Annotated in this window: 12 protein-coding genes and 1 tRNA gene; 10 read left to right on the top strand and 3 right to left on the bottom strand. The window is 58.4% G+C overall.

All coding sequences use genetic code 11. The features are described from left to right. Positions 1-24 precede the first annotated feature (24 nt). Complete coding sequence (gene putA, locus Z945_RS0111775; protein WP_025052310.1) at positions 25-3,450, bottom strand: bifunctional proline dehydrogenase/L-glutamate gamma-semialdehyde dehydrogenase PutA; 3,426 nt, start codon at positions 3,448-3,450, stop codon at positions 25-27. Between the two features lie 107 nt (positions 3,451-3,557). On the opposite strand from putA, the gene Z945_RS0111780 reads away from it, so the two are divergent. Continuing rightward, positions 3,558-4,034, top strand: coding sequence for an Lrp/AsnC ligand binding domain-containing protein (locus tag Z945_RS0111780; protein WP_025052311.1), 477 nt, complete (start codon positions 3,558-3,560; stop codon positions 4,032-4,034). A gap of 111 nt (positions 4,035-4,145) precedes the next feature. Here Z945_RS0111780 and Z945_RS0111785 read toward each other — a convergent pair whose 3' ends face one another. Beyond that, positions 4,146-5,450 carry a hypothetical protein gene (locus Z945_RS0111785; protein ID WP_025052312.1) on the bottom strand — a complete coding sequence of 435 codons (1,305 nt, stop codon included), beginning with the start codon at positions 5,448-5,450 and terminating at the stop codon, positions 4,146-4,148. A 199-nt stretch (positions 5,451-5,649) separates the two neighbouring features. On the opposite strand from Z945_RS0111785, the gene Z945_RS0111790 reads away from it, so the two are divergent. From Z945_RS0111790 to Z945_RS0111825, 8 genes are all read left to right on the top strand, one after another. Further along, positions 5,650-5,736: transfer RNA gene (locus Z945_RS0111790), tRNA-Leu, on the top strand. A 243-nt stretch (positions 5,737-5,979) separates the two neighbouring features. Continuing rightward, on the top strand, positions 5,980-7,287 hold the full coding sequence (gene hisD, locus Z945_RS0111795; RefSeq protein ID WP_025052313.1) for a histidinol dehydrogenase: 1,308 nt from the start codon (positions 5,980-5,982) through the stop codon (positions 7,285-7,287). 92 nt (positions 7,288-7,379) lie between these two features. Next, positions 7,380-7,886: a sulfopyruvate decarboxylase subunit alpha gene (gene comD, locus Z945_RS0111800; RefSeq protein ID WP_025052314.1), complete on the top strand. Its 507-nt coding sequence runs from the start codon at positions 7,380-7,382 to the stop codon at positions 7,884-7,886. After that, complete coding sequence (gene comE / locus Z945_RS0111805; protein WP_025052315.1) at positions 7,883-8,437, top strand: sulfopyruvate decarboxylase subunit beta; 555 nt, start codon at positions 7,883-7,885, stop codon at positions 8,435-8,437. Before comD ends, comE begins: the two co-directional genes overlap by 4 nt. Positions 8,438-8,582: 145 nt before the next feature. Continuing rightward, positions 8,583-9,239: an ABC transporter ATP-binding protein gene (locus tag Z945_RS0111810; protein ID WP_025052316.1), complete on the top strand. Its 657-nt coding sequence runs from the start codon at positions 8,583-8,585 to the stop codon at positions 9,237-9,239. Continuing rightward, positions 9,236-11,611, top strand: a complete 2,376-nt coding sequence (locus tag Z945_RS0111815; protein ID WP_025052317.1) for an ABC transporter permease — start codon at positions 9,236-9,238, stop codon at positions 11,609-11,611. The genes Z945_RS0111810 and Z945_RS0111815 overlap by 4 nt, the downstream gene beginning before the upstream one ends. Continuing rightward, positions 11,601-12,641, top strand: coding sequence for a lipocalin-like domain-containing protein (locus Z945_RS0111820; RefSeq protein ID WP_025052318.1), 1,041 nt, complete (start codon positions 11,601-11,603; stop codon positions 12,639-12,641). Before Z945_RS0111815 ends, Z945_RS0111820 begins: the two co-directional genes overlap by 11 nt. Then, entirely contained in the window at positions 12,634-13,188 is a 555-nt protein-coding gene (locus Z945_RS0111825) for a pyridoxamine 5'-phosphate oxidase family protein (RefSeq protein ID WP_025052319.1), read from the top strand. Before Z945_RS0111820 ends, Z945_RS0111825 begins: the two co-directional genes overlap by 8 nt. Positions 13,189-13,251: 63 nt before the next feature. Here the strand turns inward: Z945_RS0111825 and katG are convergent, their stop codons facing one another. Further along, positions 13,252-15,480: a catalase/peroxidase HPI gene (katG, locus tag Z945_RS0111830; RefSeq protein WP_025052320.1), complete on the bottom strand. Its 2,229-nt coding sequence runs from the start codon at positions 15,478-15,480 to the stop codon at positions 13,252-13,254. Between the two features lie 95 nt (positions 15,481-15,575). Here katG and Z945_RS0111835 point away from each other — a divergent pair, with 95 nt between their 5' ends. Beyond that, complete coding sequence (locus tag Z945_RS0111835; protein WP_025052321.1) at positions 15,576-16,490, top strand: hydrogen peroxide-inducible genes activator; 915 nt, start codon at positions 15,576-15,578, stop codon at positions 16,488-16,490. Positions 16,491-16,516: the final 26 nt, after the last annotated feature.

Below are 16,516 nucleotides of genomic sequence, written 5' to 3' on the forward strand. Positions count from 1 at the left end.
GAGGCCCCGCCGCGCCAAGTTGTCTTAGCTAGCCGCGCCCAAGAGGGCCGCATTGCCACCCGATGCGGTGGTATCTACACAGACGTGACGTTCCGCACGCACCCGCGCGGGATCGGGTAGGCCACAGATCAGCGGAATGATCATGCCTTTGCGCGTCGCCAATGCCGTTTCGATCGCGCGGCCCGTGTCAGCATCGCCCCACCACAGCACGCCGCCATAGTCGGGGCCGTCTGCCAGTGCTGCAGGATCAATCTGGCCCTCAGCTGCAAGGGCAACACCGCCCAGCGCTTCAACAGCGCGGACCTGAGCGGCGGCCGCCTCTTTGCCCGGCCCCATGCACAAAAGTGCGGCGCGGGGCAGGGTGCTGAGCCGGTTCGATTCGCCGGTTGGGCCAGGCATCGAAAGCGTTTCGATCACGCGGTAGTCGCCGTGTTCGGGCAGCGCAGGCAGATCGGACTGCGGTTTGTCCCATGCTGCATCGACAATTTGCACATCAGGTGCCGAAAAGCGCGGCAGATAGTTCGGCCCGCCCGCCTTGGGACCTGTGCCCGACAGACCTTCACCGCCGAAAGGCTGGCTGCCCACGATGGCACCGATCTGGTTGCGGTTGACATATATATTGCCCGCCTCGATCCGCTCGGACACATGCTGTACCCGATCGTCAATGCGCGTGTGCAAGCCAAAGGTCAGCCCATATCCGGTGGCGTTGATCGCGTCGATCACGTCATCCAGCTGATGCGATTTGAAGGTCGCGACATGCAGGATCGGCCCGAAGATTTCGCGGGTCATATCGCTGATGCCCTTCACCTTGAGGATCGCAGGTGCCACGAAAGTCCCCGTTTCGGGCGTTTTCAATTCTGCCACCAGACGCCCTTCGGCGCGGGCGGCTTCGACGTGATCGGTGATAATCTTGGCCGCAGCTTCGTCGATGACCGGGCCAACGTCGGTGCTCAGCTCCCATGGGTTGCCGATGTTGAGCGCTTCCATCGCGCCGATCAGCATCTTCTGCAAATCGTCGGCGATATCTTCCTGCACATAAAGGCAACGCAGCGCGGAACACCGCTGACCCGCGGACTGAAAGGCGGATTCAACGATGGCCTGCACGGCCTGTTCGGGCAGCGCGGTTGAATCGACGATCATCGCGTTCAATCCGCCGGTCTCCGCAATCAGCGGCGTGCCGGGGGCGCAATGCTCGGCCATGTTTGCGCGGATGCGCTGGGCTGTGGCGGTAGAGCCGGTGAAGGCCACACCATTGATGCGCTTGTCGCCTGTCAGCGCCGCACCAACGTCACCACCCCCCGGCAGCAATTGCAGCGCGGCGGCGGGGACGCCAGCCTTGTGCAGCAGCTTTACGCATAGATGTGCGACAAGCGGTGTTTGCTCGGCTGGTTTAGCCAGCACCGCGTTGCCAGCGGCAAGCGCTGCGGAAATCTGGCCCACAAAGATCGCCATCGGGAAGTTCCACGGCGAAATGCAGGTAAAGATACCGGCTGGCGGCTCTCCGGTGGCCTGGGCGGCGTAGTAGCGCAGGAAATCCACGCCTTCGCGCAGTTCGGCCACACAATCCGGGAGACCTTTGCCCGCCTCGCGGGCGAGGATCGCAAATATCTCGCCGAAGTTTTCCTCAAAGATGTCAGCTGCTTTCAGCAGCACCTGACGCCGCTCTGACAAGGGGGCGACCCAGGGTGCAGCGTTATCAAGAGCCGTCGCCACATCAGCAGATGACGCATTGCGCACGGTGCCCGGAGACTGTGCAGGATCAGCGGGGTTTGCCACATCTACCGCCGCTTCGGGCTGGGCTTTGCCGGCAAGCAGCGGTGCCGCTTCCCATTTGTGATCCTTAAAGGCGTCCCGCGCGGTATTCACCTCGTCCAATGACTGAGTGTGGGTCAGGTCGAACCCACGCGCGTTTGCGCGGACAGGGGCGAAGACCTCCGGTCCTGTGGCGATGCTTTGATTGGTGGGCTGACCCAGCTGTTCAAAGGGGTCGGCGGCCACGACTTCGGGCGGCACATTTTCGTCTACGATCTGGTTCACAAAGCTGGAGTTCGCGCCGTTTTCCAACAGGCGGCGCACCAGATAGGCGAGCAGATCCTTGTGTGCGCCAACAGGCGCGTAGATGCGACAGCGGCTGCCGTGCTCTTTCATTACAATGGTGTGCAACGTCTCGCCCATGCCGTGCAGACGCTGGAATTCATAGGTTTCTTTATCCGCACCCATATGTAGAACCGCAGCGACCGTGTGGGCGTTGTGGGTGGCGAACTGCGGATAGATGCGGTCGGTCATGCCCAACAGCCGCCGCGCGTTGGAGATATAGCTGACGTCGGTCGCGGCCTTCTGGGTGAACACCGGAAAGCCTTCAACCCCCTCAACCTGAGCGCGCTTGATCTCCGTGTCCCAATAGGCACCTTTGACCAGCCGCACCATGATTTTGCGGTCATAGCGATTTGCCATATCATAAAGCGCGTCGATGACCGTCGCGGCGCGGGGACCGAAGGCCTGTACCACAACGCCGAAACCATCCCAGCCTGCCAGTGCTGGCTCTGACATGACGCGGTCGATAACCTCAAGGGAAAGGGCAAGACGGTCGGCCTCTTCTGCGTCGACATTCAGACCCATGCCCGCAGATTTCGCCAGCAAGCACAGCGCCCGTAAACGTGGGACCAGCTCTGTCATGACAGAGTCTTCCTGCGCCACTTCATAGCGTGGATGCAGCGCCGAAAGCTTGACCGAGATACCGGGGTTCTTGCGGATGTCGCTGTCTGTGCAGGCCGTTGCAATGGCCGAAATGGCGCGTGAATAGCTCAGGTGATAGCGTTTCGCGTCCGCTTCGGTGCGGGCCGCTTCGCCGAGCATGTCGTAACTGTAGGTAAAGCCCTTTTTCTCCATCCCCGCAGCGCGTTTCATGGCGGCGTTGATGTCTTCACCCAGAACGAACTGGCGGCCCATCTCTTTCATTGCGCGGCTGACCGCAGTGCGGATCACCGGTTCGCCCAAACGCTTGATCGCGGCACGCAGATGGCGCACCGGGCTGGGTTGATCATCGTCCAGCACCCGGCCCGTCAACATCAACGCCCAAGTGGAGGCATTTACCAGCGAAGAGGTGGAGTGGCCCATGTGGCGGCCCCAATCGGAGGGCGCGATCTTGTCTTCGATCAGCGCGTCGATGGTATCAGCGTCGGGTACCCGCAAAAGCGCCTCGGCCAGACACATCAGTGCCACACCTTCATCAGTGGACAGACCGTATTCGGCAAGAAAGACTTCCATAAGCCCCGGTTGCGTCGTGCCGCGAATGGCGCGGACCAGATCGGCCGCATTTGCGGAAATGGCGGCGCGGTCATCGGCAGGCAGCTTGGCGTCAGTGACCAGCTTGTCCAATGTAGCTTCGGGGTCGGCGTACATGCCCGCGTCGATTTCGTGCCGCAGGGTCGGGGGGGTGTCATAAGCCATGGGATTCTCCATCAGGAACAACACTTACTATATTCTAGCGTGAAAAGACGTTCTGCCTTATGTTTGCCTAAACCGAAGTCCAAACGATACGTTTAGGGGAGATTTTAATGAAATCTGGACAGCCGGACCTTGATCGCTTCGACGCATCGATTCTTTCTGTGCTGGCCGAAGACGGCAGGATCAGCATCACCGATCTGGCAAAACGCATCGGTTTGTCCAAATCTCCGACCCAGGCGCGGTTGCGCCGGCTGGAGGAACAAGGCGTCATTCTGGGCTACCGTGCGTTGCTTGATCCGATCCGGCTGGGTCTGGATCATGTCGCCTTCGTCGAAGTGCGCCTCAACGATACCCGCGAAAAAGCACTGCGCGCTTTTAACACTGCTGTGGCAAAGGTGCCCGAGATTGAGCAAGCGCATATGATCGCCAGCCACTTTGATTATCTGCTCAAGATCCGCACCCGTGACATGACCGCCTATCGTCGCTTTCTTGGCGAGACGATTTCGTCCTTGCCGCATGTCGCCAACACATCGACCTATGTCGCGATGGAAGCGGTCAAGGAAATGGTACTGGCTGATCAGACTTGAGCGACGGCAGAGGGGTATCGGGTGAAATGTGGAAAGGCTGATTGCGGGCCACTGGGTCTGCCGGTCGAGGAATTATAGATCGCAGAGGCGCAAGAGGCACCCGGGCCTGTATCAGGGCAGCGGCAGGCCCAAAGCAGCGGCTTTCTTGTTGAGATGGACGCTGACTTCGGTTTCTAGCGCGTCTTTTTTTGCTTTGAGAAGTTTCTTGCCCACCGCGTCGAATTCCTTGCTTGAGAGAAAGTCGTCAGCAAACTCTTTAGAGAGTTTCTCGGCATCCACCTTGCCCTTGAACGTGGTATTCTTGAGCTTTTTCGATGTGAATTTTTCGACCGCCGCCTTGATCATCTTTTCACGTTCACTTTGAGATGTCTTTTTCAGTACCGACAGGATCGCCTTTTCATCCGTACTCTTGCGGGTCTTCAAAAGGGTATTGATCGCTTTCGCGTTCTGCTCTCCGTTCTTTTGCACATCTTTGGTCAGATCGGCGTAGAACTTATCCAGCTCTGACGAGCCGTACTTCATCAATTGTTTCGACGGGGTCCCTATCGCAATCCTGCCCGCGACGTTTGTTGTTACCTTGCTAGCAAGGCCGCTGCCCAGCATCCCGATGCCCAGACCTTCGGCCGTATCCTTGGATACCCGCGCCCAAGAGTCGCCGTCGCCGACCTTTTCTCCGCCCGTCCAGCGCCCGATCTCGGTTGAATAGGATTTGACGAAGGCAGCACCGCCGCCTGCCACGCCCCCCGCCAGCACAGCGCCATAAGCGGGTGCGAGGGCCACACCGCCCATGACACCCAGAGCGATGAAGCTCGCATCACGGGTGATTGCGAAAGCGTCGCCGATCGAGCCCGCATTGCCGGTGATTTCATCAATCCATTTGTGAAGCTTGTCTCTGTATTTGTTGATTTCCTTTTCGGCAATGCCGGCGTTTTTGACAAAAGCGGCGGTATCGCCCTTTTCGGCATTTATCTTTGCCAGCTTGGTTGCGGTTTTCGCCTTCAGCTTCGAAGCAGTAGGGGCAGGGGTGCTGAGTGTGATGCCGGTAATGCCCGCCGCGATCCAGTGTTTGTCGTTGACCTCGTCCTGAAGCTCATGGCGGTGTGCAGTCTTGTCGTAGGCGCGTTCGATTTCCCCGGCCATAGCGATCATGGTCGTCTTGGTATGCTTCAAGAGCGCCTCGTAGTCGCTTTGCGAAATAAGGACGGTCTTGCCCTTGTGTTGTACCACTCCGACCTTGGCCTTGGGATCGGGGAATGAAAGAACGTCACCCTTCGCGAAGGCACCGTTCTTGTCATATTTGCGCTGAAGTTTCTTGTTGTCGCCAAAGGTCCAGATCAATTGCGGCTTCTTGATCTTGTGTGTTTTCGCGAGGGTTTCGATTGTATCGCCCTGGGCGGTCCTGATGCTTGTCCACATGAGTATGCCGATAAAAAAAGAAAAAGGAATAATGCCCGCAATTACACCATAAACGGGAGAAAATCAAGTTTTGCGACCAGCGGCATCAGGGACGGTCGCGCATCTGAACATCCCGATCCGGCGAGTCTGGCCTTCTTTTCCCATGTCTGCGACTTTCCATTTACACCGCCCGTGCCTTCGGTTTAGGTGCATTCCAGATGCGGGCGTGATGGAATGGTAGACATACCAGACTTAAAATCTGTTGGGGCGTAGCCCCGTGTGGGTTCGAGTCCCACCGCCCGCACCACTGGTTCTCGCGCAGCCGAAAGTTCAATCAAAACAATGCTTGGCTGCGAATGCCCTGCTTGCTCGGTGACAGCCGCGTTGCCTGCTATTTTTGCAGATGGCGCTGAACCGCGCAGGTCTGCGCCAGGCCACCAGCTCGGTATTACATGACTCATGCAACTTTATCGTGGCGTTGCAGGTGACTTTTGTGCCAGCCTTGCGAAAGCGCTTTCCGCGGAAAGTTTTACAGTAGGATCGATTGACCATGGCCCGTGACTACCTGAAAAAAGCTTCCTTGACCGCCAAGTCGGATGCGACCGAGACCCACGCTACCGTCAAGCAAATTCTGGATGAGATCGAAGCGGGTGGCGATGCCAAGGCGCTGGAGTACGCGCTTGAATTCGACCAATACGACGGCTCGGTGATCCTTAGCCAGCAAGAGATCGACGCCGCCTGTGCCCAGGTGTCTGAAAAGCTCAAGGCAGATATCCGGTTCGCCCATGACAACGTCAAACGTTTTGCCGAATTGCAAAAGAGTACTGTCGCGGATGTTGAAATGGAGATCGCGCCGGGCTTTGTCGCGGGGCAAAAGGCGATCCCCGTGGACGCGGCAGGGTGTTACGTGCCGGGCGGCCGGTACAGCCATATCGCTTCGGCCATTATGACAGTGACCACAGCCAAGGTCGCGGGCTGTCGTCATATCGCGGCGTGTTCGCCACCGCGCCCCGGGAAGGGCGTGAACCCAGCCATCATCTATGCTGCGCAGTATTGTGGCGCGGACAAAATCATCGCAATGGGGGGCGTGCAGGGGGTGGCCGCCATGACCTTTGGTCTGTTCGGCCTGCCAAAAGCCAACATCCTTGTCGGTCCCGGCAACCAGTTCGTCGCCGAAGCCAAACGCATCCTGTTTGGACGTGTCGGCATAGACATGGTTGCAGGCCCCACGGATAGCCTTGTCCTGGCAGACAAATGTGCGGACCCCCATGTGGTGGCAACGGACCTCGTGTCCCAAGCTGAACATGGCTACAATTCGCCTGTGTGGTTGGTCACGGACGACCACGCTCTCGCCAAAAAGGTGATGGAACTGGTCCCCGGTCTGATTGATGATCTGCCGGAAATGAACCGCCAGAACGCAACTGCCGCCTGGCGCGACTATGCTGAGGTGATCGTCTGTGCCGACCGCGAGGAAATGGCCGCCTGTTCAGATGATTACGCGCCGGAGCATCTGACGGTGCAGGCCGAAGACCCGGACTGGTGGTTGAACCGTCTGACCTGCTATGGCTCCCTGTTTTTAGGCGAGGAAACCACCGTGTCTTATGGCGACAAGGTTGCGGGCACGAACCACGTTCTGCCCACCTCCGGCGCGGCGGGCTATACCGGCGGATTGAGCGTGCACAAATATATGAAGATCGTCACCTGGCAGCGCAGTACCCGTGAGGGGTCAAAGGATGTGGCGGTTGCGACGGCCCGCATTTCGCGACTGGAAGGGATGGAAGGTCATGCCCGCGCCGCAGACGTGCGTCTGGCCAAATATTTTCCGGGCGAGAGCTTTGATCTTGCCGCGTATGAGTGACCAGCTTGATCGCGTCCTGCGCCAGGCCGGCGGGACCAACCAAAGTCACCGTAAATCAAACACTCTGCAATATTAGTTAGAAAGGCAAACCTATGAACATCGACAAGAAGATCGTTGATGATCTTGTCGCCAACGATATCTCTTTTGTGACCACCGTGCCCTGTAAACAGCTGGCTGGCGTCATCGAAGAAGTCGAAAACCGCGACAAGATTTTCCACATTCCTTCAAACAAGGAAGACGAAGGCATGGGGCTGTGCGCCGGGGCTTTCATGGGCGGCAAACGTCCGGCGATCATCATGCAGAACACCGCCATCGGCGTGACCATCAACACCTTGGCCACGCTCACGCAATTCTACCGTCTGCCCTTGCCGATGATCATCTCCTACCGCGGAGAGCTGCGCGAGCCTGTGGCCTGTCAGGTGGAGATGGCCGTGCATACCAAAGCGCTGTTAGCCCAGCTAAACATCCCCACCTACCACTTCCACTGGCAAAAGGATGTGGAGGAGTTCGACAATATTCTGAAGTATACTTTCATGTGCAACAAACCCGTGGCGATCCTGACAGACGCCAACTTCTGGGGAGGCTATGGCGACCAATGATCCGTTCAGAAATCTTGAAAGAAATCGCTCCTATCCTCAATCCGCATCTTGTGGTCTGCAACATCGGGCTTCCCTCGCAGGAACTCCATATGATCGACGACAACGAGCGAAACTTTTATATGCTGGGGACAATGGGTCTGTCGTCATCCATCGGCTTTGGTCTGGCCCTTGCGCAGGACAAGCCCGTGATCTCGATTGACGGGGACGGATCGGTTTTGACCAATCTCGGTACGCTGCCCACCATCGCCAATAACGCAACGGGCAACTACACGCTGCTGATCATCGACAACGGCTCTTACGGTTCCACCGGGGATCAGCCGACCTATGCCGGCAAGAAAACCTCGCTGGCTGCGGTGGCAACTGCCTGTGGCTGTGACAATGTGATCGAGGTTCAGGATAAGGACCTTGGCCCTGTGCTGCAGTCGGCCATCGACAGTGACGAGATGACTGTCATCGTGTGCAAATGCGACAGCGGTAATATCAAACTGCCCGTTATCACGCTTGACCCGGTTGTCATCCGGCACCGCTTTATGGAAGCCGTCAAAGCGTAGGGCCGGCAGAACGATCCTTGACGCAGGTGCCGCCAACCAAATGGTGTCGGCGCGCCTGCAACTCGGAAATTCACGCCGTAGCGATCAGTTTCCCCTGTCAATTGTGCGCTCCTGCCATAGCTTTGAAGGCAACGAAAGGGACGCCATGCTGCTTGAGATTGACGCCATCACCAAATCCTTTCCAGACAGCGAAGGCCGCGTGCCGGTTTTGCAGGGCGTCAGTCTTGGGCTTGAGGCGGGACAAACGCTGGCGCTCACAGGGGATTCCGGCAGCGGCAAGAGCACTTTGCTGCACATCGCGAGTGGCCTGGAACAGCCCGACACCGGTGCCGTGAGGTTGGATGGTACAGATCTTACACAGCTTGATGACAGCGCCCGCGCCCTTCTGCGGCGCAACGACATTGCCTTGGTGTTCCAGCAGTTCAACTTGATCCCTTCGCTGAACGTGGCGGCTAACATCGCCTTTCAGGCGCGGCTCGCGGGTCGGGCAGACAACGCACATATAAAGACGATCACCGCCGCCTTGGGGCTCGATCCCTATCTGGGCAAATACCCGGAAACCCTTTCCGGCGGGCAACAGCAAAGGGTGGCCATCGCCCGCGCTTTGGCCGCCAAACCCAAAGTGCTGTTGGCAGATGAGCCCACCGGCAATTTGGACGAGAATACCGCCGAAGATGTGCTGGCTCAGATGATGGAACTGGTGGCACAAACCGGTGCCGCATTGATGGTCGTAACCCATTCACCCCATGTGGCCGGACGCATGGACCGGCAAGTGCATCTGCGCGGCGGCGTGATTGGATGATACGCACCGTTCTGGCCGCGCTGGCATCGCACTGGCGGCATAACCCGTTACAATTGTTTGCTTACCTTTCGGGCCTCGCTCTGGCCACTGCGCTTTGGTCCGGCGTGCAGGCGATCAACAGCGAAGCCCGTGCCAGCTATGATGCGGCAGCCGATACACTGGGCGAAGGGCAGTTTGATCAGCTTTTGCCGCTTCAGGGCGACCGGATCGCGCAGGCTGACTATATCGCGTTGCGGCTTGCCGGATGGCGGGTATCGCCGGTGATAGAAGGGCGCCTTGGCGACATCAGATTGGTGGGCATAGATCTGGTCACTTCACCCAACGGCTTGGGCGGAGAGCAAACGGACGACCTGCCTGCCTTGACCTTCGCCGGTCCCGCGCAACTGTTGGCCAATGGGCAAACCGCAGATGATCTGCCGAAGGACGCTCAGGTTACGGTTGATGCATCCGTGGCACCCGGTGTTGCAATTGGCGACATTGGCCATGTGCAGCGTCTGCTGGAACGCGATGACCTTTCGCGCTTGATCGTGCTGCCGGAACAACCAATAGGCCGTCCGGCGCTGGGCAATGTGGCACCGGGACTGCGCGTGCAAGCAGCACAACAGACCGCTGACATCGGGCAGTTGACCGACAGCTTTCATCTCAATCTCACCGCCTTTGGTTTGCTCAGTTTCGCGGTGGGGCTTTTCATCGTGCACAGCACTATCGGTCTGGCGTTCGAGCAGCGGCGTGGGATGATCCGCACCTTGCGAGCGCTTGGCGTGCCACTCCGCCCCCTGGTCATCCTGATCGCGGTCGAGATGCTGACCCTCGCGGTTCTCGGCGCGGCGATTGGCATCATCGCAGGCTACTTTATCGCCGCTCTGCTGCTGCCGGATGTAGCGGCCACGCTCCGCGGCCTTTACGGCGCGGATATATCAGGCGCATTGCAGATCAGAGCCGAATGGTGGCTTTCAGGGCTGCTTATTGCGCTTCTTGGCACGGCGGCCGCATTGGCGGGGCGGCTGTGGCAGATCGCAAAAATGCCGCTCTTGGCCAGCGTACGCCCCCGTGCATGGGCCATGGGATCGGTCAATCGAAGAGGGGTTCAGTCCTACGTGGCAGTCGGATTGCTGACCATCGCCGCAGCGCTGGCAATCTTCGCGAGTGGCCTGATCGCGGGTTTTGCCTTGCTGGGTTGCCTGTTGATCGGCGCGGCACTTGCCTTGCCGCCTTTGGCTGAACGGGCGCTCACACTGTTGGAACGCGGCGCAAAGGCCCCGCTGTGGCAGTGGTTCTGGGCCGACACACGCCAGCAATTGCCCGGACTCAGCCTCGCGTTGATGGCCCTTCTGCTGGCGGTATCAGCCAATATCGGTGTCTCGACAATGGTATCGAGCTTCCGGCTGACTTTCGTCGGGTTTCTGGATCAACGGCTCGCGCCGGAGCTTTTCCTGTCTTTGGACAGTGCTCAGCAAAGTGAGGAGGTTGAAGCCTATTTAATCGCAAATACCGATGAGGTGTTGCCACTTCTGTCAACGGACGGACGGGTCGCTGGACAACCGGTTGAGATTTATGGTGTGCGTGTCGGACAGACCTACCGCGAAAACTGGGTGTTTCTTGAGGCCAGCGCGACACCATGGGATGTCGTCGCGGCGGGGCAGGGCGTGGTGGTCAACGAACAACTCGCCCGCCGTGCTGATCTATGGGTGGGCGACAGTGTTCAGATTGCGCCAGACATCAACCTGCCGATCGCAGCAGTGGTGGGCGATTACGGCAACCCCCAAGGGCAGGTCGTGCTGACCGAAGAAATCTTCGAGCAGCTATACCCCACCCTCAAGGCGCTCAATTTCGGTATTCGCACCCGTGATGCGCAGGCAGTGCGCGCGGGTCTTACAAACGATCTAGACCTGCCATCCAGCGCGATCATCAACCAGGCTGCGGTCAAATCACTGTCCATCGAAGTCTTTGAACGGACGTTTAGGGTCACCGCTGCCCTAAACGCGCTGACCCTCAGCGTCGCAGGTTTTGCCATCCTGATGAGCCTGCTGACACTGGCCGATCTGCGGGTGCCACAACTGGCACCGGTCTGGGCACTTGGCATGACGCGCCGCTCGCTGGGATTGCTGGAGATGGGCCGCGCGGTGGCCCTCTCTGCGCTTGTGTTTGTCTGCGCCCTGCCTTTGGGATTGGCGCTGGCTTGGGTGCTGCTGAGTGTCATAAACGTCGAAGCCTTTGGGTGGCGTTTGCCGATGTTCCTCTTTCCGCTCGATTATCTAAGGCTGGGTGCCTATGCCCTGCTTGCCGCATTTGTCGCTGCGTGCTGGCCTGCGTTACGCCTGATGCGCAAACCACCCTCAGCGCTGCTCAAGGTCTTCGCCAATGAACGTTAAGCTTTTGATTTTCCTGTGCCTGTGGCCCTTCGCAAGTCTGGCGCAGGGTTTCTCTGGTCTTGGGACTGATGCCACAGGCTTTGCCACACCGCAGTCTGAACCGGTCTTTGACTTTCCGGCCGATCACGGTGCGCATCCTGACTACCGCATCGAATGGTGGTATCTGACGGCCAATCTACAAGGCCCCGATGGCACGCCTTACGGTTTGCAATGGACGCTCTTCCGCTCTGCGCTTGCACCGGGCGAAGCGCCGGGCTGGCAATCCCCACAGGTCTGGTTTGCCCATGCTGCGGTTACAACGCCTGACATGCATCTGGCCACAGAGCGGTTTGCGCGGGGCGGGATCGGGCAGGCGGGGGTGGAGCCCGAGCCATTTCGTGCGTGGATTGATGACTGGTATCTGCGTGGTCCCGACTTCGATGAACTGACGCTGCGGGCCACGGGGCCTACGTTCGCCTATGATATGGCACTGACGGCTCAGGGGCCTTTGGTTTTTCACGGAGAAGGCGGGTTTTCGGTTAAATCGGCAGAAGGGCAAGCGAGCTATTATTACTCCCAGCCTTTCTATAAGATCAGTGGGACCCTGACCTTGCCCGAAGGGGATGTGGACGTAACCGGCAATGCTTGGCTGGACCGTGAATGGTCCTCGCAGCCCTTGTCCGACAACCAGTCGGGTTGGGACTGGTTTTCGCTGTCTTTCGACAGCGGGGCCAAGTTGATGGGATTTCTGCTGCGCCAAACAGATGGCACCACCTTTTCCTCTTCCACATGGATCGCGCCGGATGGGGCGACAACGGCCTACCCCGACGGCGCTTTTGCAGCAATGCCCTTGCAGCAAAGCACTGTCGCGGGGCGGGCCGTGCCGACCGGTTGGCAAGTGACACTGCCCGACAGGGATCTGGATGTAACGGTCAGCGCACTGAACCCGTCTGCTTGGATGGACCTGTCAATTCCTTATTGGGAAGGGCCGGTCAGTGTGATGGGGTCTCATAGAGGGACAGGATATCTGGAGATGACAGGTTATGAGTGATCCAAACGATCTGCGGGCATTTCTGAAAGAAGCCTGGCAGCATCTGGGGCGCGGCGTCACCGACAGCCGCTCGCCCGCGCGCTATCCGACCTTTGCTACCACGGACTCGAACGGCACGCCGCAGGCCCGCACTGTGGCGCTACGCGGTGCCAGTCAGTCTGGAGCCACTGTCGAGGTACATACCGATACGCAGACCGACAAGATCGCCAGTCTGCGTCAGACCCCATTGGCGGCGCTGCACATTTGGCTGCCCAAGGCGGATTTGCAGATCAGGCTGACCGCTGAGGTCGAGATTTTAACCGGTGATGCAGTTGAGGATGCCTGGGCCAAGGTACCCGAAGGGTCGCGCGTTTCTTATGGCACCGAGCCTGCACCCGGCACTCCAATTGATCATGTCTATGCCTACGAAAAGCCCAGCAAGCGCAGCCGTTTTGCCGTGCTGGTATGCCATTTGACGCATATGGATCTAGTGCATTTAGGCGAACGCCATCGCCGTGCGGTCTTCACCAAGGACGACGGATGGCAGGGGAGTTGGGTGGCACCCTGATGAACGGAAAGGGCCCCCCGCAGCTGCGGAGGGCCTCTAACACTTCTTAGTCAGATCGAAGTCTTATGCGGCCAGATCGAAACGGTCCGCGTTCATGACTTTGGTCCATGCCTTGACGAAGTCGGGAACAAACGTGTCGGTTGCATCATCGCTTCCATAAGCTTCGGCTAAAGCACGCAACTGCGAGTTTGAGCCAAAGATCAGATCGGTGCGCGTACCGGTCCGCACAGGCTTGCCGCTCTGACGATCGCGGGCCTCGAAGACTTCTTCACTGTCATCAATTGCATGCCAGGTGACACCCATATCGAGGATGGTCCGGAAGAAATCGTTGCTCAGGGCACCTTCGTTCTCGGTAAAGACGCCATGCTTGCGCCCGCCGTGGTTGGCACCAATGACCCGAAGGCCACCGACCAGAACCGTCATTTCTGGTGCTGTCAACGTCAGCAATTGCGCGCGGTCCACCAGCAGCTTCTCTGTGGGTACGGCAAAGTCGACCGCCAGATAGTTGCGGAAACCGTCTGCTTTCGGCTCCAGCACGTCAAAGCTTTCTGCGTCGGTATCTTCGGCACTTGCGTCCATGCGACCTGGTGCGAAAGGCACCGTTACATCATGGCCACCTGCTTTGGCCGCCTGTTCGACACCGACATTCCCCGCCAGCACGATCAGATCAGCCAAGGATACTTTCTTGCCGCCTGCCGCTGAGCCATTAAATTCTGTCTGCACGCCTTCCAGCGCTTCCAGAACCTTGGCGAGTTTCGCAGGTTCGTTGACCTCCCAATCCTTTTGGGGCGCCAGACGGATGCGCGCGCCATTAGCACCGCCCCGCTTGTCAGAGCCGCGGAAGGTTGATGCTGAGGCCCAAGCCGTCGAAACCATTTCGGAAACAGACAAGCCGGTTGCCGCGATCTTTTCTTTCAATGTGGCGATGTCACCATCGTCGACCAGCGGGTGATCAACCTCTGGGATCGGATCCTGCCAGATCAGATCTTCGGCAGGGACTTCCTTACCCAGATAGCGAACCTTCGGCCCCATGTCGCGGTGCGTCAGCTTGAACCATGCACGGGCGTAAGCATCGGCAAAGATATCCGGGTTGGCGTGAAAGTGCTTGGAAATACGCAGGTATTCCGGGTCTGTGCGCAGCGCGATATCCGCTGTGGTCATCATCGGCTGGTATTTACCTTCTCCTGTCTCGGCGTCGGGCACGGTATTGGCCATCGCATCGCCCTTGGGCTTCCACTGGTTGGCACCGGCGGGGCTTTTCGTCAGTTCCCACTCGTTGTTCAACAGTGTGTCGAAGTATGACATGTCCCACTGGATCGGGGTCGGGGTCCAAGCGCCTTCGATGCCGGATGTTGTCACGTGAACGCCAATGCCGGTTTCGAATTTGTTGGTCCAGCCCATGCCCATCTCTTCGATGGAAGCGCCTTCCGGCTCGGCACCGACAAGCGTCGGATCACCGGCACCATGTGCCTTGCCGAAAGTATGACCGCCAGCAACCAAGGCAACTGTCTCTTCGTCGTTCATCGCCATGCGCGCGAATGTGTCACGAATATCATGCGCCGATCCAACAGGATCAGGGTTGCCATCAGGACCTTCCGGATTGACGTAAATCAGACCCATCTGCACAGCAGCCAGTGGGTTTTCCAGAACACGTTCGCCGGAATAGCGGCTACCGGGCTTGTCGGAGGTGGCCAACCACTCTTCTTCCGTACCCCAATAGATATCTTCTTCCGGCTCCCAAATATCCTTGCGGCCACCGGCAAAACCGAATGTCTCGAAGCCCATCGTTTCCATCGCGACGTTGCCTGTCAGGACAAACAGATCGGCCCATGAAATCTGGCGGCCGTACTTTTGCTTGATGGGCCAAAGCAGGCGGCGCGCTTTGTCGAGGTTGCCGTTATCGGGCCAGGAGTTCAGCGGCGCAAAGCGCTGTGAGCCGGAACCGGACCCGCCACGACCATCGCCGGTGCGATAGGTGCCCGCAGAGTGCCATGCCATCCGCACAAAGAACGGACCGTAGTGACCGTAGTCCGCAGGCCACCAAGGCTGCGAATCCGTCATCAGATCAGCAAGGTCTTTTTTCAGCGCATCCAGATCGAGCTTTTTGAACTCTTCGGCGTAGTTGAATTCTTCACCCATCGGATCGCCCAAGGGCGTATTCTGGTGCAAAATCTTGAGGTTGAGTTGATTGGGCCACCAGTCTTTGTTGCTGCGGGCGTCATGTGTCACATGCTTGGTACTGCCATGCATGACGGGGCATTTGCCACCGTTTTCATAATCGTTGCCGTCCATTGGAGTCTCCCGTTTTTGTGAATTTGGAATCGTTATAACAAGGAAGATCAGTAGTTATAAGTTGGAATATCTGATTGTTGTGATAACCTGAAGTTATGGCAAATTTCACGTTGAAGCAGTTACGCTATTTTGAAGCCTTAGCTCAGCATCGCCACTTTGGCCATGCGGCGGAAGCTTGCGCAATATCGCAACCGGCCCTCTCGGTTCAGATCAAGGAGCTTGAGGAAACGCTTGGGGCCCAATTGGTAGAACGCGCGGCGCGGCAGGTCAGGCTGACGCCCTTCGGTGAAGAGTTGCTGATCCGTGTGCATAGTATTCTGCGGCAGGTGGATGAACTCGGAGAATTTGCGCGTGCTGCACAGGGGCAATTAACGGGGCGCTTCAGGTTGGGAATCATTCCCACGATCGCGCCCTATCTTTTGCCGCAAATCATTGGTGAACTGGGTAAAAGCCACCCACGTCTTGACCTTCACGTGCGCGAAACGCTGACACCGCGTTTAGTGCAAGAACTGGTGCAAGGGCGCCTGGATGCCGCTATCGTGGCCTTGCCGGTAGAGGAAACGGCGCTGGTTGAAACACCGCTTTTTGATGAAACCTTCGTATTGGTGCGACCCGAAGCGGATGCCGCCAAACCCGTCCCGCGCAGCGAAGATCTGCGCGATATGCGCCTGTTGTTGCTGGAGGAAGGGCACTGCTTTCGCGAACAGGCGTTGAATTTCTGCCATGCCCCATCTGCGGTGCCACGCGACGGGCTGGATGGCAGTTCGCTTTCGACACTGGTGCAGATGGTCGGCGCAGGGATCGGCGTGACCCTCATCCCTCAGATGGCAATAGGGGTCGAAACACGCTCCGCCCAGGTAAGTTGCGCAGCCTTTCCACCCCCGCAGCCCGGACGCACCATCGGTATGGTCTGGCGTAAATCCAACCCATTGGCACAGGCATTCGCGGAAATAGCGCAGGTCGTTCGGGAAGCGGGCGAACAGGGCGCAAAGCTGCCGGAGAGCGATTAACGGGCTGGAAAGACATGCGGGTTTAG

This window comes from Sulfitobacter noctilucae (assembly GCF_000622365.1).
In the GTDB taxonomy this organism is placed as follows: Bacteria; Pseudomonadota; Alphaproteobacteria; order Rhodobacterales; family Rhodobacteraceae; genus Sulfitobacter; species Sulfitobacter noctilucae.